The organism is Streptomyces corallincola, assembly GCF_019104725.1.
GTDB classification, from domain to species: domain Bacteria; phylum Actinomycetota; class Actinomycetes; order Streptomycetales; family Streptomycetaceae; genus Streptomyces; species Streptomyces corallincola.
This window is the reverse complement of the sequence record NZ_JAHRXF010000001.1, coordinates 1-17,121: the sequence shown is the minus strand read 5'-3', so window position 1 is coordinate 17,121 and position 17,121 is coordinate 1. Positions and strand designations below refer to the sequence as shown.

Genomic DNA, 17,121 nt, shown 5'->3' with positions numbered 1-17,121 from the left:
CCGCCGGACGCCGAATGCCGAATGCCGAATGCCGCGTGACGGTCCCCGTGACCTGCCGCGCGGCATTCGGCGTAAGCGGCGCCTCAGCGCCGTATCAACACCGTCTCAGCGTGGAAGGGCACCCTGCACAGAGGGTTCGCCTGACGGCTCCTCCGCTCACATGTGCGGGTGCGTCCATCAGGCGGACTCCCGCTGTGGAGCCACCCCCTCCCGCCGGTAGGGTGGCCGGGAACCCGCCGGACGACGTGGTCCGGTCACACCCGGCCCACGTTGAGAAGGTATTCGGGCTATGCGTATTGGTGTCCTCACCTCCGGTGGCGACTGCCCCGGTCTGAACGCCGTCATCCGGTCCGTCGTGCACCGTGCCGTCGCCGACCACGGCGACGAGGTCATCGGTTTCCTGGACGGCTGGAAGGGCCTCCTGGAATGCGACTACACCAAGCTCGACCTGGACGCCGTCAGCGGCATCCTGGCGCGCGGCGGCACCATCCTGGGTTCGTCGCGGGTCCGCCCTGAGCAGTTGCGGGACGGAGTGGCCCGCGCGCGCGGGCACGTCGAGGAACTGGGCCTGGACGCGATCATCCCGATCGGCGGTGAGGGCACGCTCAAGGCGGCCCGGCTGCTGTCGGACAACGGGCTGCCGATAGTGGGCGTCCCCAAGACCATCGACAACGACATCGCGGTCACCGACGTCACCTTCGGTTTCGACACCGCGGTCGGGGTCGCCACCGAGGCCCTGGACCGGCTGAAGACCACCGCCGAGTCGCACCAGCGGGTGCTGATCGTCGAGGTCATGGGGCGGCACACCGGCTGGATCGCGCTGCACTCCGGCACGGCCGCCGGTGCGCACGCCGTGGTCGTCCCGGAACGGCCCTTCGACATCGAGGAGCTGGCCGAGCGGGTCGGCGCCCGGTTCGCGGCGGGCAAGCGGTCCGCGATCGTGGTGGCCGCCGAGGGCGCCAAGCCGCGTGCGGGGTCGATGGAGTTCGACGAGGGCGGCCGGGACGTGTACGGCCACGAGCGGTTCGCGGGCATAGCGCGCCAGCTCTCCGTCGAGCTGGAGCAGCGGCTCGGCAAGGAGGCCCGGCCGGTCATCCTCGGCCATGTGCAGCGTGGCGGAACGCCGACGCCGTACGACAGGGTGCTGGCCACCCGGTTCGGCTGGCACGCGGTGGAGGCCGTGCACCGGGGCGAGTTCGGGAAGATGACGGCGCTGCAAGGCACCGAGATCCGGATGGTGCCGCTCGCGGAGGCCGTGGAGACCCTGAAGACGGTGCCCGCCGAGCGGTACGCCGAGGCGGAGTGCGTGCTGTAGCACCCCTGGTGACGCGAAGGCGCCCCCGGTCACGGTCGTGACCGGGGGCGCCTCTAGTGTGGGGGCCGGACAGACACGCACAACCCCCACGAATCAGGAGCCGGCGGATGGATCACAGCGGGCACGGCATGACGATGGATCTGCCGCCGTTCACGCTGGGACGGGGGCTCGCCTGGTCGGCCGACCCGTTCTTCCTGATCGCCTGTCTGCTCGGGCTCGGCCTCTACGGCTGGGGCGTGCTGAAGCTCCACCGGCGCGGCGACGCGTGGCCGGTGGGCCGCACGGTGTCGTTCACCCTCGGGGTGCTGACCATCGGGCTGATGATGTGCACCCGGCTGAACGACTACGGCATGGTCATGTTCAGCGTGCACATGGTGCAGCACATGGTGATCAGCATGCTGTCGCCGATCCTGGTGCTGCTCGGCGCCCCGATGACCCTGGCGCTGCGCGCGCTGCCGGTGGCGGGCCGGGGCCGCAAGGGGCCGCGCGAACTGCTGCTGGCGCTGCTGCACAGCCGGTACATGCGGATCGTCACGCATCCGGCGTTCACGATCCCGCTGTTCATCGCCAGCCTCTACGCCCTGTACTTCACGCCGATCTTCGACTTCCTGATGGGGTCGCGCACCGGGCACATCGCCATGATGGTGCACTTCCTCGCGGTCGGCGTGGTGTTCTTCTGGCCGATCATCGGCGTGGACCCCGGCCCGCACCGACCGGGTTATCTGATGCGGATGCTGGAGCTGTTCGCGGGCATGCCGTTCCACGCGTTCTTCGGCATCGCGCTGATGATGGCGTCCGCGCCGATGGTCCGCACGTTCGAGCATCCGTCCGCCTCGCTCGGCATCGACGCCCTCGCGGACCAGAACGCGGCGGGCGGTATCGCCTGGGCGTTCAGCGAGATCCCGTCGGTGCTGGTGCTGATCGCGCTGCTGTTCCAGTGGTACCGCTCCGAGCAGCGGCATGCCCGCCGCACCGACCGGGCGGCCGACCGGGACGGCGACAAGGAGCTGGAGGCGTACAACGCGTATCTGGCCTCCCTCAACGGCCGCCGGAGCTGACCCACCGGACGCCGGAACCGGCCGACGTGTCCCGTGCGGGCTGCCTTCCGGGCCGGAATCGGGGCACCATGAAGGTGGACACGCAGGTGGACCGATGACGAGGAGGGTGCCGCGATGCCCGGTTCCACGAACGGTTCCACCAAGGCGATGGGCGCGCTGACCATCGGCGGGCTCGTCGTCGTCTCCGCGTACACGGTCGCGCTCGGCAGCAACGGCTGGCTGTGGTTCGGCTGGGTCGTACTGGGGCTGCTGACCGTCGCCATGATCCTCACCAAGCCGTAGGCCGTGTCCGCGGGCCCTTCCGGCACGTTCCCGCGCGGGCCGGGCGCCGACCCGGCCCGGCGCTGATTACAGTGCCCGCATGAACAGCAGGGCCGCGTCCTTCGACGACCTCGACCGCAAGATCATCACCGCGCTGATGGCGAACGCCCGGACCAGCTTCGCCGAGATCGGCGCCGTGGTCGGGCTGTCGGCGACCGCGGTGAAACGGCGGGTGGACCGGCTGCGGGAGACCGGGGTGATCACCGGGTTCACGGCGACCGTGCAGCCCTCCGCGCTGGGCTGGCGCACCGAGGCGTACGTCGAGGTCTACTGCGAGGGCGCCGCCCCGCCCCGGCGGCTCGCGGAGGTGGTCCGCAACCATCCGGAGATCACGGCCGCGATGACGGTCACCGGTGGCGCGGACGCCCTGCTGCACGTGCGGGCGCGGGACGTGGAGCACTTCGAGGAGGTGCTGGAGCGGTTCCGCGCCGAGCCGTTCATCCGCAAGACGGTCAGCGTCATGGTGCTCTCCCATCTGCTCCCCGACAGCCCCGAGGCCGGTGCCACTCAGGCCGCACCCGAATGAGCGCGCCGTAAACCCCGAGCGGCGCATTTCTGTTGCGTTTCGGCTGCTCAGGACGCAGCGATCCTGCGCCGACACGCAAGATTCCGCGCTTGTGGAGCCTCCCCCGCGCTTTCTACCGTGGTGACACACCTCAGTGACGCACTGGAAAGCGGAGGAAACCCTCTGTGCCCACCACCCGTGTGCCGCGCCTCCGGCGCTTCCTGGTCTGCGAACCCCGCCACTTCGCGGTGCAGTACGCCATCAATCCGTGGATGCGTCCCGAATCTCCGGTGGACACCGGGCTCGCCGGGGAGCAGTGGCAGGGGCTCGTCCGTGCCTACCGCGAGCACGGCCACCGTGTCGAGACCGTGGAGCCGGTGCCCGGTCTGCCCGACATGGTCTTCGCCGCGAACGCCGCCTTCGTGGTCGGCGGCCGGGTGTTCGGCTCCCTGTTCCACGCCCAGGAGCGGCGCCCCGAGTCCGAGCACTACGCCCTGTGGTTCACGTCGGCCGGATACGAGGTGCACCGCCCGCTGGCGGTCGCCGAGGGCGAGGGCGACCTGGTGTGGACCGGCCGGTACGTCCTGGCGGGCACCGGGTTCCGCACCACCAGGGACGCGCACCGCGAGGTCCAGGAGGTCCTGGGCCACCCGGTGATCGGGCTGACCCTGGTGGACCCGTACTTCTACCACCTGGACACGGCCCTGTTCGTGCTGGACGACGACAACATCGTGTACTACCCGGAGGCGTTCTCGGCGGGCAGCCGGGAGGTGCTGCGGCGGCTCTACCCGGACGCGGTGCTGGCCACCCGCGACGACGCGATGGCGTTCGGCCTGAACTCGGTGTCCGACGGCCGGAACGTCTTCATCGCACCCCAGGCCGAGGTGCTCGCCGAGCGCCTGGCCGAGCACGGTTACGACCCCGTCCCCGTCGATCTGTCGGAGTTCCACAAGGCAGGCGGCGGCATCAAGTGCTGCACCCAGGAGATCCGCTGATGACCGCACCCGCGCGCCCCGCCACGTCCGAGGACCTGATCAAGGCCGAGGAGCCGGTCCTCGCGCACAACTACCATCCGCTGCCCGTAGTCGTCGCTGAGGCGGAGGGCGCCTGGGTCGAGGACGTGGAGGGCCGCCGCTATCTCGACCTGCTGGCCGGTTACTCGGCGCTCAACTTCGGCCACCGCCACCCCGCGCTGGTCGAGGCGGCGCACCGCCAGCTGGACCGGCTCACCCTGACCTCCCGCGCCTTCCACAACGACCGGCTGGCCGGGTTCGCGGAGCGGCTGGCCGCGCTGATCGGCCTCGACATGGTGCTGCCGATGAACACCGGCGCCGAGGCGGTGGAGAGCGGCATCAAGCTGGCCCGCAAGTGGGCGTACGACGTGAAGGGCGTCCCCGCCGACCGGGCCACGATCGTCGTCGCGGCGGACAACTTCCACGGGCGGACGACCACGATCGTCAGCTTCTCCACCGACGAGTCGGCGCGGGCGGGCTTCGGCCCGTTCACACCCGGTTTCAAGGTCGTGCCGTACAACGACCTGGCCGCGCTGGAGGCGGCCGTGGACGAGACGACGGCGGCCGTGCTGATCGAGCCGATCCAGGGCGAGGCCGGGGTCGTCATCCCCGACGACGGTTATCTGACCGGGGTGCGGGAGCTGACCCGGCGGGCCGGGTGCCTGTTCGTCGCGGACGAGATCCAGTCGGGGCTGGGCCGCACCGGGCGCACCCTCGCCGTGGACCACGAGGGGGTCGTCCCCGACGTGGTGCTGCTGGGCAAGGCGCTGGGCGGCGGCATCGTGCCGGTGTCGGCGGTGGTCGCCCGGCGCGAGGTGATGGGGGTGCTGCACCCCGGCGAGCACGGTTCCACGTTCGGCGGCAACCCGCTCGCGGCGGCCGTCGGCACGGCGGTGGTGGAACTGCTGGAGACCGGTGAGTTCCAGCGCCGGGCGGCCGACCTCGGCGAGGTGCTGCGCGACGGTCTGACCGGGCTGGTCGGCCGGGGCGTGACCGGGTTCCGGGCGCGCGGACTGTGGGCCGGGGTGGACGTGGACCCGGCGCTCGGCACCGGCCGCGAGATCAGCGAGCTGCTGATGCGCGAAGGTGTCCTGGTCAAGGACACACACGGCTCCACGATCCGGATCGCACCGCCGCTGACCATCACGGCGGACGAACTGCGGGGCGCGCTGGGTTCGTTGGAGAAGGTGCTGCGCGCGGCGGAGTGAGGCTGCGGGAACGGGGGTGGGGGTGGGGCACGGCCGTCAGTGGCCGTGCCCCACCCTTGTGCCCGGACCGGCCCCGCTGTGGCGTTGTCCTGTGTGTGGTGGTGCCGGGTCTTGTCTGTGGCGGTGCCGGATGCCGGGGACTAGCCCGGCCGATCGCGGCAATCGATGATGGCAGGGGCACGACGATGTGCCCGGCCGGAGCCGCCGGTCCCGAGCCGCCCACGGAGGGTGCCGTGTTCTATCACCTGCTCAAGTACGTGCTGCTGGGGCCGCTGCTGCGGCTGGTGTTCCGGCCGCGTATCGAGGGGCTCGACCATGTGCCCGAGTCCGGCGCGGCCATCGTCGCGGGCAACCATCTGTCCTTCTCGGACCACTTCCTGATGCCCGCGATCCTCAAGCGGCGCATCACGTTCCTCGCCAAGGCGGAGTACTTCACCGGACCGGGCGTCAAGGGCCGGTTGACCGCGTTCTTCTTCCGCAACGCCGGGCAGATCCCGGTGGACCGCTCGGGCAAGGAGGCCGGGCAGGCGGCGATCCGGGAAGGGCTCGGGGTACTGGACCGGGGCGAGCTGCTGGGCATCTACCCGGAGGGCACCCGTTCGCACGACGGGCGGCTGTACAAGGGCAAGGTGGGGGTCGCGGTGATGGCACTGCGGGCGGGCGTGCCGGTGGTGCCGTGCGCGATGATCGGCACGTTCGAGGCGCAGCCGCCCGGCCGGAAACTGCCGCGTGCGCGCCGTATCGACATCCGCTTCGGCGCCCCCCTGGACTTCTCGCGCTACGCGGGCATGGAGAACGAGAAGGCGATCCTGCGGGCGGTCACCGACGAGATCATGTACGCGATCCTCTCTCTGTCGGAACAGGAGTACGTGGACGAGTACGCGGCCGTGGTGAAGGAGGCCGCGGCAGCCGAACGCAAGGAGCAGGGCCACAGGAGGGCCCGACTCGGCTGATCTCCGGGCGTGTTGTCCGCTCTCGGCTGATCGGCTCAGCTCCGAGCGGAACACTCTCCTTCCCCGTCCCGGGTGCCTCCTACGCTCCCGGCATGAGGACAGCGGTGGTGATCGGAGCGAACGGACAGATCGGGCGGCCCGCGGTGCGGGCTCTGGAGCGGGACGGCTGGGAGGTGACGGCCGCCTCGCGGGGCGGCGGACGGGACGCGTCCTGGGGCGAGGGGGTGCGGACCGCGCGACTGGACCGGTCCGACGAGGCGGGGCTCGCGGCCCTGGTGGGCGACGGCTGCGATCTGGTGGTGGACGTGGTCGCCTTCACGGCGGCGCACGGACGGCAGCTGACCGCGCTGGCGGACCGCGTCGGCTCGGCCGTGGTGATCTCCACGGTGGCGGTGTACGAGGACGACGCGGGGCGCGGTTTCGACACCCAGGAGCAGCCGGACGGTTTCCCGCACTACCCGGTGCCGATGGCGGAGACCCAGCCGACGGTGGCCCCGGGCGACGCGTCGTACGCCACGGGCAAGGCGGGGCTGGAGCGTGAACTCCTCGCCGCCGGGGACCGGTTGCCGACGACGCTGCTGCGGGCGGGTGCCGTGCACGGTCCGCACAGCCCGCTGCCGCGCGAGTTCTGGTTCGTGGGCCGGAACCTGGACGGGCGTCGGCGCCGGGTGCTGTCGTACCGGGGTGACTCCCGGTTCCATCCGGCGGGCGCGCGGAACATCGCGGAGCTGGTCCGGCTGGCGGCGGCCCGGCCGGGGTCGCGGGTGCTGAACGCGGTCGATCCGGACGCGCCGACGGTCGCGGAGATCGGTGTGGCGGTGGACGCCGTGATGGGCGTGGAGACCGAGACGGTGCTGCTCGACGGGCCGCCCGCCGGATCGGTGGGCGGAACTCCGTGGTCGGTGCCGCTGCCGACGGTGCTCGACATGTCCGCCGCCGAACGGGAGCTGGGCTACCGGCCGCTCGCTTCGTACGCGGAGGGCGTGGCCGAGACCGTGGAGTGGCTGGCCGCCACGGCACGCGGCCGGGACTGGCGGGAGTGCTTCCCGACGCTGGCCGGCGCCTACCCGGACCTGCTGGACTACGCCGCCGAGGACGCGTGGCTGGCGGAGCACGACGCGTAGGACGCACGGGGGGCGGTGGGCGTAGGACGTACGGGACGCGGCGGGCGTACGACGCGACGGTCGGCGTACGACGGGACGATGGGCGTACGACGGAGGGGGCGGCCGGTGACCGGCCGCCCCCTCCTTCTCACCGTGTGCCCGTGCCGTTACGGCTTGGGCGTGGCGTGCGGCGCGCAGGACACGTCGGAGCGGTCCAGCCTGCCGGTGAGCAGGTAGGTGTCCACCCGCTCGTTCACGCAGGGGTTCACCAGGTTGGTGACGCCGTGCGAACCGGCGCCCTCCTCGGTGATCATGCGGGAGTTCCTGAAGCGCTTGTGCAGGTCCACCGCGCCCTCGTACGGCGTGGCGGCGTCCCGCGTGGACTGCACGATGAGCACCGGCGGCAGGTCACGGTGGGACTTGACCTCGACCGGGGTGTGCTGCTTGGCGGGCCAGGTGGCGCACGGCAGGTTCATCCAGGCGTTGGCCCAGGTCAGGAACGGGTACTGCTTGTCGAGCCTGGTGTTGTCCCGGTCCCAGGTGCGCCAGTCGGTGGGCCACTTGGCGTCGGCGCACTCGACGGCGGTGTAGACGGCGTTGCCGTTCTCCGCGGAGATGTTCCCGGCGGTGTCGGACATGTCCGGGGCGGCGGCGTCCACGAGGGCCTGGCTGTCACCGGCGACGTACTTGCTGAACGCCGTGGCGACCGGCACCCACGAGGAGTCGTAGTACGGAGCGCTCTGGAAGAACGAGATCAGCTCGGCCGGGCCGACCACACCGCCCAGCGGGTGCTTGGCGGCGGTGTCGCGCAGCTTGAGCCACTTGTCCTGGACGGCGCCGCGCGTGGTGCCGAGGTGGAAGGTGGCGTCGTTGGCGGCGACCCAGTACTGCCAGTCCTCCCAGCGGCGCTCGAAGGCGATGTCCTGGTTGAGGTTGGCCTGGTACCAGATGTTCTCGCGCGACGGGCCGACGACGCTGTCCACGATCATCCGGCGGACGTGGTCCGGGAAGAGCGTGCCGTAGACGGCGCCGAGGTAGGTGCCGTAGGAGACGCCCAGGTAGTTGAGCTTGCGCTCGCCCAGTGCGGCGCGGATGACGTCGAGGTCGCGCGCGGTGTTGGGGGTGGTCATGTGCGGCAGCATGTCGCCGCTGCGCTCGGCGCAGCCGTCCGCGTACTCGGCGGCGAGCTTGCGCTGCGCGCGCTTGTCGGCCTCGCTGCTCGGCACCGGGTCGGCCTTGGGGGCCTTGACGAACTCCTGCGGGTCGATGCAGGAGATGGGCGCCGAGTGGCCGACACCGCGCGGGTCGAAGCCCACGAAGTCGTACGCCTTGGCGGTGTTGACCCACAGCGGGGCCTTGTTGACGATGCGGAGCGGGAAGCGCATGCCCGAACCGCCGGGGCCGCCGGGGTTGTAGACGAGGGCGCCCTGGCGCTCCTTCCTGGTGCCGGTGCTGGTGACCCGGTCCACGGCGAGCTTGATCTTCTTGCCGTTGGGCTTGGCGTAGTCCACCGGCACGGTGACCCAGCCGCACTGGACCGGCTTGGCGAAGCCCCAGTCGGCGGGGCAGTCGCGCCAGTCGATTCCGGCACGCGCGGCGCGGGCGGCGGCCAGGTCGGCGCCGAGCGCCTCGGCGTCGCGTCCGTGGCTGGTCGCGGCACCGGCGACGGGCGCCGAGACGGTACCGGCGATCAGCGTCGCGGTGACGAGCGCTCCGGCCGAACCCAGCGCCAGCAGGCGGCTCTTCGGTCTGTTGTCCCTCAAGTGGGGCCCCTCCCCGAATTCATGGCTGCGAGTGCGTCAAGCGGGGATCCTCCCGGCTGTGAGCCGCCTGAGAACAGGGGGGTTGGGGTTTTCTTTACCAATCCGATAAACGGATGGTCGGGTCCCGCTGAGCGGCTTACGGGCGGCGGAGAGCAGGACAGGAGGACCGGTACGGGGGTCGGGCGCCGGTCCGCCGGTGCGGTCGCCGCCGGTCAGCCGAGCAGCGCCAGCGCCTCGTCCAGGACCTCGCGGAGCCGCAGCGCGTCGGTGGCCACGGCGCTGACCAGCACGGCGGGCCCGGCGAGCGGCATCAGCGCGGCACACTCCCCGAGCATCCGGGCGGTGGCCGGATGCTCCGCGAACTCCGGTCGCACAAGGAGGAGTTGCCCCACGGCACGGTGTCCGGCGAGCACGGCGGGCCCGTCCCAGCCGCCCGGAGCACCGGGGCCGCAGGCCAACTCCTGGTCCAGCAGCGGGCGTCCGCCGACGCGGACGGTGAGACGGCTGCTGAGCCGTCCGGGACTCTCGCCGGTCCGGCCGAGCACCTGCTCCTCACGCAGCACCAGGCGGCCACCGGGGGCCACCTCGACCCGTGTGGCGACCCGCAGGTCGCTGCCGCATACCGAGATCAACTGCTCGGGCAGCCAGCGCAGTTCGCCACCGTCGGCCACGTCGAGGCGTACGTCGTAGTGCGCCTCGCCGCCCGACTGCCCGGGCAGCGCGAGGGTGGCGGCAACCGAGCCGACGTGCAGCCGCGCACCCCCGGCGACGTGTACCTCCACGCCGAAGCGGTCGCCGCCGAGCGGCCCGCTCATGGCGCCGACGAGCATCACCCGTGCCGCGTCCCCGCTCCCCCGCGTCCGGCGGGGCGCGAGCGGGCCCTCACCCTCCAGCACGGGCAGCGCGGTGCCGCCCCGGCCGTCGGGGCGGGCGTGCAGACGGGCGCGGGCACGTACGCCGGTGGGGGCGGGGGCGCCGGTGGGGGCGGTGGCGTGGGGTGCCTGACGGCCGGACGCGGTGGCCGAGGACGCCGGACGGTCGGGCACGGTGGCTGGGGAGGCCGGACGGTCGGACACGGTGGTCGGGACTGAGGGGGTGCCGGTGTCGGTGATGCCCGCCGCCCCCTCGGCCTGCGCGACGCCAGCGTCCGTGCCCTCCGCCTCAGCGCCCCCGTCCCCCGCTCGCACGCCCGCCGCTCCCCCGGTCGCCACCCTCACGCCCGCCACGCGCCCAGCTTCCCCCGCACCCACGCGGCCACCTCGGTGACCCCGGCCTCGCCGCGCAACGACTGGAACACGACGGGAAGTTCGGCGCGTTGCGCCTTCGCGTCGGCGGCCATCCGGGCGAGGTCGGAGCCGACGTGGGGCGCGAGGTCGGTCTTGTTGACGACGAGGAGGTCGGCGGTGGTGACGCCGGGGCCGCCCTTGCGGGGGATGTCGTCGCCGCCCGCGACGTCGATGACGAAGATCTGGGCGTCCACCAGGCCCTTGGAGAAGGTGGCGGTGAGGTTGTCGCCGCCCGACTCCACGAGGATCAGGTCGAGCGGCCCGACAGCGTCCTCCAGGTCCTCCACGGCTTCGAGGTTGGCGGAGATGTCGTCGCGGATCGCGGTGTGCGGACAGGCGCCGGTCTCGACGGCGGCGATCCGCTCGGGCGGCAGCACGGCCTCGCGGAGCAGGAAGTCGGCGTCCTCGCGGGTGTAGATGTCGTTGGTGACGACGGCCAGCGAGAGTTCGGTGCGCAGGGCACGGCAGAGCGCGGCGACGGTCGCGGTCTTGCCGGAGCCCACGGGGCCGCCGAGACCGATGCGCAGCGCGCGCCGGGTGCCGTCGGGGCGGTGGGCGTCGGCGCTGACGGCTCCGGGACCGGTGTGGGTGTGGTCGAGGTGCATGTGCGGCTCCTGTGGGTGGTTCATGAGGCGAACAGGCGGACCGGCCAGGCGGCGTGTCCTTCGGCGCCAATCTCCAGCAGCGGTCCGGAGGCGGCGGGAAGCGCGTCGGTGCCGTCCAGTACGGCACGGCGCGCCGCCGCCACGGCCGCTTCCACGACGGCGTCCAGTTCCGGGGCCAGCCGCGCGAGAACGGCGGTCGCCTCGAAGGGGTCGAGGGAGAGCAGCCGTACGGTGGCGGTCGTCGGACCGCCGACGCTCTCGTAGGCGGCGCAGTGGGCGGCGTCTTCGGGGCCGAGTCCGGCGGACCGGGCGGTGAGGCCGAGCACCACCGGCTGATGCGCGCCCTTGGGGAACGCGGCAGCCAGCGCGTCGAGTTCGGGTGAGGGCCAGCAGGCGCGGGCGGCGCGCAGAAGCTGTCGGCCGAGTCTGCGGGCGGTGGCGCGCAGGGCGGGCGAAGGAGTGCGGGCGTCGGCGGCCGCGTCGAGTTCGGCGGGGTCGATGCCGAGCGCGGCGGCCGCGGCGAGGGCCGCCGCGACCCGTCCGACGGTGTGCAGCCGTCCCCGGCAGAACTCCTCCAGAGTGGCGGCGGAGGTGACCCGCCCGGCCTTGACCGCGGCCTCCGCCCCGCCGGAGTGGGCGTGCCCTCCGGCGGGGAAGCGGCCGTCGGCCAGTACGAGCAGCGCGGCCCGGCTCATCGGCGCCCCGGCGGCGCGGACCATCGGTGTCCGTCCGTCACCGGCGAGCGGTGTCGGTCCGTCACAGACCATCGGCATCCGTGCGTCACCGACCCCGTCAGAAGAGGAAGTACCGCTGGGTCATGGGCAGTTCGGCGGCGGGTGTCGCCTCCACCAGCTCGCCGTCGATGTGCACGGCGAAGCTGTCGGGATCGACGGTGACCCGGGGCCGCGCGTCGTTCTCCCGCATGTCGGCCTTGGTCACCGCGCGCGTGGAGTCGATGGCGACGAACCGTTTGCCGAGCCCGAGCCGCTCCGGGAGCCCGTCCTCGACGGCGAGCGGTGCCACGAAGTTGACCGAGTTCGCGGCGGGCGCCCGGCCGATGGCACCGAACATCGGGCGCGGCAGGATCGGCTGCGGGGTGGGGATCGAGGCGTTGGCGTCGCCCATCTGCGCGTAGGCGATCTGGCCGCCCTTGAGGACGAGCAGCGGTTTCACGCCGAAGAACGCGGGGTCCCAGAGGACGAGGTCCGCGAGCTTGCCGGTCTCCACCGAGCCGATCTCACGGGAGAGTCCCTGGGCGAGCGCGGGGTTGATGGTGTATTTGGCGACATAGCGACGCACTCGCCGGTTGTCCGCGCGGCCGTCGCCGGGCAGTGCGCCGCGTCGCCGCTTCATCACGTGCGCGGTCTGCCAGGTGCGCAGCACCACCTCCCCGACGCGGCCCATCGCCTGGGAGTCGGAGGAGATGATCGAGATGGCGCCGAGGTCGTGCAGCACGTCCTCCGCTCCGATGGTGGAGGGCCGGATACGGGACTCCGCGAACGCCAGGTCCTCCGGCACCGCCGCGTTGAGGTGGTGGCACACCATCAGCATGTCGAGGTGTTCCTCGGCGGTGTTGACGGTGTACGGGCGGGTCGGGTTGGTGGAACTGGGCAGTACGTGGGGCTCGGAGACCACGGTGATGATGTCCGGTGCGTGCCCGCCGCCCGCGCCCTCGGTGTGGTACGCGTGGATGCCCCGGCCTCCGATCGCGGCGAGGGTGTCACCGACGAACCCGGCCTCGTTGAGCGTGTCGGTGTGGATGGCGACCTGGATGCCGGTCCGGTCCGCGACGGTGAGGGCCGCGTCGATGACGGCCGGGGTGGACCCCCAGTCCTCGTGGAGCTTCAGACCGAGGGCGCCGCCCCGGATCTGGGACAGCATCGCCTCGTGCGAGACGGTGTTGCCCTTGCCGAGCAGCCCGATGTTGAGCGGGTGTCCCTCCATCGCCTCCAGCATCCGGGCGAGGTGCCAGGGTCCGGGGGTGACGGTGGTCGCCTTGGAGCCCTCGGCGGGCCCGGTACCGCCGCCGACGAGGGTGGTGACACCGGACGCGAGGGCCTCGTCCGCGATCTGCGGGCAGATGAAGTGGACGTGCGCGTCGATGGCACCGGCCGTGAGGATGCGCCCGTTGCCCGCGATGACCTCGGTCTCGGGGCCGATGACGAGGTCGGGGTGGACGCCGTCCATCGTGTCGGGGTTGCCCGCCTTGCCGATGCCGGTGATCCGGCCGTCGCGGATGCCGATGTCGGCCTTGACGACGCCCCAGTGATCGACGACGACGGCCCCGGTGATCACCGTGTCCGGGGTGCCCTCGGCGCGGGTGGCGCGGGACTGGCCCATCGACTCACGGATGACCTTGCCGCCGCCGAACACCGCCTCGTCGCCCGCGTGTCCGGGCCCGCCGGAGCGGTCCTCCTCGATCTCGATCAGCAGATCGGTGTCCGCGAGCCGGATGCGGTCCCCGGTGGTGGGGCCGAACAGGTCGGCGTAGGCGGCGCGGGAGATCTCAGGCATCGAGCGGGCCTCCGGTCTCGCCGCGCAGCCCCGGCACGATCCGGGCACCGGCGAGCGGTACGAGTTCGACGGCGACCGGGATGCCGGGCTCGAAGCGCACGGCGGTGCCCGCGGGCACGTTCAGCCGCTTGCCGCGCGCGGCGGCCCGGTCGAACTCCAGGCCGGGGTTGGCCTCGGCGAAGTGGTAGTGGGAGCCGACCTGGACGGGCCGGTCGGCGGCGTTGAGCACGGTGAGCCGGGTGACCTCGCGGCCCTCGTTAACGACGATCGGGCCGTCCGCGAACAGCACCTCTCCGGGAATCATCGCGGCCCCCTCAGACGATCGGCTCGTGCACGGTGACGAGTTTGGTGCCGTCCGGGAAGGTGGCCTCGACCTGTACGTCGTGGATCATCTCCGCGATGCCGTCCATCACGTCGTCCCGGCCGAGGACGGCCCGCCCAGAGGCCATCAGCTCCGCGACGGTCCGGCCGTCCCGCGCGCCCTCCAGGACGTGCGAGGTGATCAGGGCGACCGCCTCGGGATGGTTCAGCTTTAGTCCCCTGGCCCGGCGCTTCTCCGCCACGTCGGCCGCCACATGGATCAGCAGCCTCTCTTGTTCGTGCGGGGTCAGTTGCACGTCCCACCTCACAGTCCTCGCTCCGGACCGTGCGGGGTCCGGTTGCCGCGGCCACCACGACGGGACACATGTAGCACGTGGAAAAACCCGCCCGAGCGCGATCGACGCGGGTGGAGAATCCCCTGATGGCGTGATCGGGAACGCTAGTTCGCCGGAGTTTCCGGGACGTTAACCGGCGCTCGCCGCCCGCGTGACCGGGCGGAGCCGGTATACGGAGCGCGCGCGGCGGCGGGGGCTACGGCGCGTCCGGGCGCCGGTGCTCCGCCGCGATGCCGAACCGGTGCCGCTCGGGGGCCGCCCGACCCGCGTCCCGGATCACCGACACGGAGCGCGCGACCGGCTCCTCCCCCTGCCCGTGGACGTCCTGCTCCCGCGCGCCCTGCTCGTCCAGCGCGGCCAGCCGCTCCAGGTCGGCCGCCGAGACCAGCGCGACGAGCGGCTTGCCGTGCCGGGTGACGACGACGCGCTCACCGCCGTACACCACCCGGTTGATCAGATCCGCCAGCTCGGCCCTGGCTTGGGTCACCGGAATCTCGTAGGCCATACCCCCATCATAACGTCAAGTACGTCCTGTACATTTTTTACAGATGCGGGATCGCCGGTGGTCCCGTCATGAGGAGGGGTACGCCCATGCGCCGACCGACCGCCCGTCACGTCCTGCCCGAGTTCACCGAGCGCACCGGCGCCGGGTGGACGCGCACGCTCGACCCGTACTCCAAGCTGTTCGAGAACCGGGTCGTCTTCCTCGGCAGCCCGCTCGACGACACGGCGGCGACCGATGTGATCACCCAGCTTATGCACCTGGAGCACGCGGCCCCGGACCAGGACGTCACGCTGTACGTCAACTGTCCCGGCGGCTCCTTCTCCGCACTGACGGCGGTCTACGACACGATGCGCTACGTCGGCTGCGACGTGGCGACCTACTGTCTGGGGCAGGCCGTGTCCGTGGGCGCCGTCCTGCTCGCGGCCGGTACGCCGGGCAAGCGGTTCGCGCTGCCCGGTGCGCGGGTGGTGCTGGAGCAGCCCGCGCTGGTGGAGCCCGTCCGGGGACAGCCGAGCGACCTCGCGGTCCAGGCCGACGAGCTGGTCCGCACCCGCGCGGTACTGGAGGAGATGCTGGTCCGGCACACCGGGCGCACGCCGGAGCAGGTCCACCGGGACCTGGAGCGCGACCTCGTCCTCGACGCGCCGGGCGCCGTGGCGTACGGCCTGGTGGACGGCGTGGTCCCGAACCGCCGGGACACCCTCGGCGGCGGCCGGGACGCGGGGTGAGCCGGGGATGCTGCCGGAGCTGCCGCCGCTGCCCGCCCTGACACGGGCCGAGGGCGAGCTGATCGACCGTTATCTGGAGGCCGTGGATCTGCTGGGCCGGATCAATCCGGCCGCGTCCGGCGACACGTACCGCGTGCTGCGTGCCGCCCAGGCCCTGGTGGGCGTGGCCGGTGCCCTGCGCGACGCGGTCACCGTGATGCACGGCCGGGGCGAGGCGGAACTGCACGGCGAGACCCTGGGGCGCGCGCTGCGCGTTCTGGACGGGGAGCGGAGGACGGGCCGGGTGGCGCTGCCCCGGCAGGGGGAGGTGTCCGACTGAGCCGGACAGGATCGCTCCGCCCGGATTCGCGCGGCCGTCCCGCCACACCTCCGCGAGGTCGCCCGTGCCCGGATTCCCAAGATCACCTTCGGCCGCGTCCGCGACTCAAACGACCCGAACGAAGGACCCCCGCCCGGCTCAACGCCGTGACTTTCTCCGGGCTCCACGAGTTGCCGGAGACACTCGGCCCACCCCTGCCCCACCCGCTGTCTTCCCAGGTCCGGGGCCACGCAAGGGAACTGACGTTCACTCCAATGTCGTAGCGTCCACCCAAACGGGTGAGTCGTGAGTAACGCCACAAAGTACCGGTTCCGTTGGGATTTTCCGACTGTTGTACGTGAAGATCCCTGACTGACGACAAGACCCCGCCACAGCGGCGGGGCGATCCGGGCGGACGCCGAGTCCTGCCGCCGCCCGGATGACCGGTCGAAGGAGTGGATCGGCAGGAGTGGAGGACCCAGGCAAGACGGGTCGCCGGAACGGACGCGCGTCGCACGACGGGCGGACGGGCCGAGCGGTCCTTGGGGTGAAGCCGTGGTGACACGGCCGGGCAACTTCGCCAGCCCGAATCCGACAGGTCATCCTTCACAGGCGGCTGACGAAGGGTTGCGCATGACTGCGCTCAATCGTGTCCCGTCGCTCATGGCCCGAGCCGGTACGGCCTCGGCCCTCACCCTCGCCGCCGTCGGCGGCTCCATCGCGCTGCCGGGGCTGGCCACCGAAGCCTCCGCCGCGACGATCGCGTCGAAGGCACTCCAGGTCGCGGCCTCCAAGAAGGGCGCTCCGTACCACTACGGGGCGACCGGACCGCGCCGCTTCGACTGCTCGGGGCTGACGCTCTACTCGTTCAAGAAGGCGGGCAAGTCACTGCCGCGCACGGCCGCCCAGCAGTACAACAAGACGCACCACGTCTCCGCGAGCGGGCGCAAGGTGGGCGACCTGGTGTTCTTCCACTCGGGTTCCAGCGTCTACCACGTCGGTATCTACGCGGGCAAGGACAAGATCTGGCACGCCCCGAAGACCGGGGACGTGGTGCGGCTCCAGAAGATCTGGACGAAGAGCGTCTGGTACGGCCGGGTCGGCTGACGCCCGCGGGCGGCCGGGCCGGGCGACGCACGGGGCGTCGGTGGGGCGCCCCGGCGCGCGCGACGGCGGCCCGGGCACGGCCCGGGACACGAGCAGACGGCTACGGCGGCGGACTCCCGCGCAGGAGGCCGCCGCCGTACCGGCGGGGCGCGGGGAGGGCGTACGCCGCCCCGGAGCCGACGC

General features: G+C 72.2%; 19 protein-coding genes. 11 read left to right on the top strand and 8 right to left on the bottom strand.

Annotated features, from left to right (window positions below):
* Positions 1-289: 289 nt before the first annotated feature.
* The 8 genes from KUM39_RS00095 (at position 290) to KUM39_RS00060 (ending at position 7,497) form a co-directional block, all read left to right on the top strand.
* Positions 290-1,315 carry a 6-phosphofructokinase gene (locus tag KUM39_RS00095; RefSeq protein WP_217783208.1) on the top strand — a complete coding sequence of 342 codons (1,026 nt, stop codon included), beginning with the start codon at positions 290-292 and terminating at the stop codon, positions 1,313-1,315.
* Between the two features lie 107 nt (positions 1,316-1,422).
* Positions 1,423-2,373 carry a cytochrome c oxidase assembly protein gene (locus KUM39_RS00090; RefSeq protein WP_217783207.1) on the top strand — a complete coding sequence of 317 codons (951 nt, stop codon included), beginning with the start codon at positions 1,423-1,425 and terminating at the stop codon, positions 2,371-2,373.
* 114 nt (positions 2,374-2,487) lie between these two features.
* Positions 2,488-2,655 (top strand): hypothetical protein, encoded by a 168-nt coding sequence (locus KUM39_RS00085; protein ID WP_217783206.1) that lies wholly within the window; start codon positions 2,488-2,490, stop codon positions 2,653-2,655.
* Between the two features lie 79 nt (positions 2,656-2,734).
* Entirely contained in the window at positions 2,735-3,220 is a 486-nt protein-coding gene (locus KUM39_RS00080; protein WP_217783205.1) for an Lrp/AsnC family transcriptional regulator, read from the top strand.
* Positions 3,221-3,384: 164 nt separating this feature from the next.
* Entirely contained in the window at positions 3,385-4,194 is an 810-nt protein-coding gene (gene ddaH / locus KUM39_RS00075; protein ID WP_217783204.1) for a dimethylargininase, read from the top strand.
* Complete coding sequence (rocD, locus tag KUM39_RS00070) at positions 4,194-5,420, top strand: ornithine--oxo-acid transaminase (RefSeq protein WP_217783203.1); 1,227 nt, start codon at positions 4,194-4,196, stop codon at positions 5,418-5,420. The genes ddaH and rocD overlap by 1 nt, the downstream gene beginning before the upstream one ends.
* Positions 5,421-5,653: 233 nt before the next feature.
* Positions 5,654-6,373, top strand: a complete 720-nt coding sequence (locus KUM39_RS00065) for a lysophospholipid acyltransferase family protein (protein WP_217783202.1) — start codon at positions 5,654-5,656, stop codon at positions 6,371-6,373.
* A 92-nt stretch (positions 6,374-6,465) separates the two neighbouring features.
* Complete coding sequence (locus KUM39_RS00060; RefSeq protein WP_246619354.1) at positions 6,466-7,497, top strand: NAD-dependent epimerase/dehydratase family protein; 1,032 nt, start codon at positions 6,466-6,468, stop codon at positions 7,495-7,497.
* A gap of 146 nt (positions 7,498-7,643) precedes the next feature.
* Here the strand turns inward: KUM39_RS00060 and KUM39_RS00055 are convergent, their stop codons facing one another.
* The 8 genes from KUM39_RS00055 to KUM39_RS00020 form a co-directional block, all read right to left on the bottom strand.
* On the bottom strand, positions 7,644-9,239 hold the full coding sequence (locus KUM39_RS00055; protein WP_217783201.1) for an alpha/beta hydrolase: 1,596 nt from the start codon (positions 9,237-9,239) through the stop codon (positions 7,644-7,646).
* A gap of 212 nt (positions 9,240-9,451) precedes the next feature.
* On the bottom strand, positions 9,452-10,177 hold the full coding sequence (locus tag KUM39_RS00050; RefSeq protein ID WP_246619373.1) for an urease accessory protein UreD: 726 nt from the start codon (positions 10,175-10,177) through the stop codon (positions 9,452-9,454).
* Between the two features lie 275 nt (positions 10,178-10,452).
* Positions 10,453-11,130 (bottom strand): urease accessory protein UreG, encoded by a 678-nt coding sequence (gene ureG / locus KUM39_RS00045; RefSeq protein ID WP_217783200.1) that lies wholly within the window; start codon positions 11,128-11,130, stop codon positions 10,453-10,455.
* A 20-nt stretch (positions 11,131-11,150) separates the two neighbouring features.
* Positions 11,151-11,825 carry an urease accessory protein UreF gene (locus KUM39_RS00040; protein ID WP_217783465.1) on the bottom strand — a complete coding sequence of 225 codons (675 nt, stop codon included), beginning with the start codon at positions 11,823-11,825 and terminating at the stop codon, positions 11,151-11,153.
* Between the two features lie 97 nt (positions 11,826-11,922).
* Positions 11,923-13,644: an urease subunit alpha gene (locus KUM39_RS00035; protein WP_217783199.1), complete on the bottom strand. Its 1,722-nt coding sequence runs from the start codon at positions 13,642-13,644 to the stop codon at positions 11,923-11,925.
* Complete coding sequence (locus tag KUM39_RS00030; protein WP_217783198.1) at positions 13,637-13,948, bottom strand: urease subunit beta; 312 nt, start codon at positions 13,946-13,948, stop codon at positions 13,637-13,639. The genes KUM39_RS00035 and KUM39_RS00030 overlap by 8 nt, the downstream gene beginning before the upstream one ends.
* Before the next feature lie 10 nt (positions 13,949-13,958).
* Entirely contained in the window at positions 13,959-14,261 is a 303-nt protein-coding gene (locus KUM39_RS00025) for an urease subunit gamma (protein WP_217783197.1), read from the bottom strand.
* A 235-nt stretch (positions 14,262-14,496) separates the two neighbouring features.
* Positions 14,497-14,805 (bottom strand): type II toxin-antitoxin system Phd/YefM family antitoxin, encoded by a 309-nt coding sequence (locus tag KUM39_RS00020; protein ID WP_217783196.1) that lies wholly within the window; start codon positions 14,803-14,805, stop codon positions 14,497-14,499.
* 86 nt (positions 14,806-14,891) lie between these two features.
* Between KUM39_RS00020 and KUM39_RS00015 the strand changes: the two genes are divergently transcribed.
* From KUM39_RS00015 to KUM39_RS00005, 3 genes are all read left to right on the top strand, one after another.
* Positions 14,892-15,533, top strand: a complete 642-nt coding sequence (locus KUM39_RS00015) for an ATP-dependent Clp protease proteolytic subunit (RefSeq protein ID WP_217783195.1) — start codon at positions 14,892-14,894, stop codon at positions 15,531-15,533.
* 7 nt (positions 15,534-15,540) lie between these two features.
* Positions 15,541-15,852: a hypothetical protein gene (locus tag KUM39_RS00010; protein WP_217783194.1), complete on the top strand. Its 312-nt coding sequence runs from the start codon at positions 15,541-15,543 to the stop codon at positions 15,850-15,852.
* Between the two features lie 612 nt (positions 15,853-16,464).
* Positions 16,465-16,938 (top strand): C40 family peptidase, encoded by a 474-nt coding sequence (locus tag KUM39_RS00005; protein ID WP_217783193.1) that lies wholly within the window; start codon positions 16,465-16,467, stop codon positions 16,936-16,938.
* The last annotated feature ends 183 nt before the right edge of the window (positions 16,939-17,121 follow it).

What these genes read in the sequence shown, in the direction of transcription:
- KUM39_RS00035 (WP_217783199.1), bottom strand. Translation starts at nt 13,644, where the DNA reads ATGCCTGAGATCTCCCGCGCCGCCTACGCCGACCTGTTCGGCCCCACC.
- KUM39_RS00015 (WP_217783195.1), top strand. Translation starts at nt 14,892, where the DNA reads ATGCGCCGACCGACCGCCCGTCACGTCCTGCCCGAGTTCACCGAGCGC.
- rocD (WP_217783203.1), top strand. Translation starts at nt 4,194, where the DNA reads ATGACCGCACCCGCGCGCCCCGCCACGTCCGAGGACCTGATCAAGGCC.
- KUM39_RS00095 (WP_217783208.1), top strand. Translation starts at nt 290, where the DNA reads ATGCGTATTGGTGTCCTCACCTCCGGTGGCGACTGCCCCGGTCTGAAC.
- KUM39_RS00030 (WP_217783198.1), bottom strand. Translation starts at nt 13,948, where the DNA reads ATGATTCCCGGAGAGGTGCTGTTCGCGGACGGCCCGATCGTCGTTAAC.
- KUM39_RS00060 (WP_246619354.1), top strand. Translation starts at nt 6,466, where the DNA reads ATGAGGACAGCGGTGGTGATCGGAGCGAACGGACAGATCGGGCGGCCC.
- KUM39_RS00085 (WP_217783206.1), top strand. Translation starts at nt 2,488, where the DNA reads ATGCCCGGTTCCACGAACGGTTCCACCAAGGCGATGGGCGCGCTGACC.
- KUM39_RS00010 (WP_217783194.1), top strand. Translation starts at nt 15,541, where the DNA reads ATGCTGCCGGAGCTGCCGCCGCTGCCCGCCCTGACACGGGCCGAGGGC.
- KUM39_RS00020 (WP_217783196.1), bottom strand. Translation starts at nt 14,805, where the DNA reads ATGGCCTACGAGATTCCGGTGACCCAAGCCAGGGCCGAGCTGGCGGAT.
- ureG (WP_217783200.1), bottom strand. Translation starts at nt 11,130, where the DNA reads ATGCACCTCGACCACACCCACACCGGTCCCGGAGCCGTCAGCGCCGAC.
- KUM39_RS00090 (WP_217783207.1), top strand. Translation starts at nt 1,423, where the DNA reads ATGGATCACAGCGGGCACGGCATGACGATGGATCTGCCGCCGTTCACG.
- KUM39_RS00040 (WP_217783465.1), bottom strand. Translation starts at nt 11,825, where the DNA reads ATGAGCCGGGCCGCGCTGCTCGTACTGGCCGACGGCCGCTTCCCCGCC.
- KUM39_RS00080 (WP_217783205.1), top strand. Translation starts at nt 2,735, where the DNA reads ATGAACAGCAGGGCCGCGTCCTTCGACGACCTCGACCGCAAGATCATC.
- KUM39_RS00005 (WP_217783193.1), top strand. Translation starts at nt 16,465, where the DNA reads ATGACTGCGCTCAATCGTGTCCCGTCGCTCATGGCCCGAGCCGGTACG.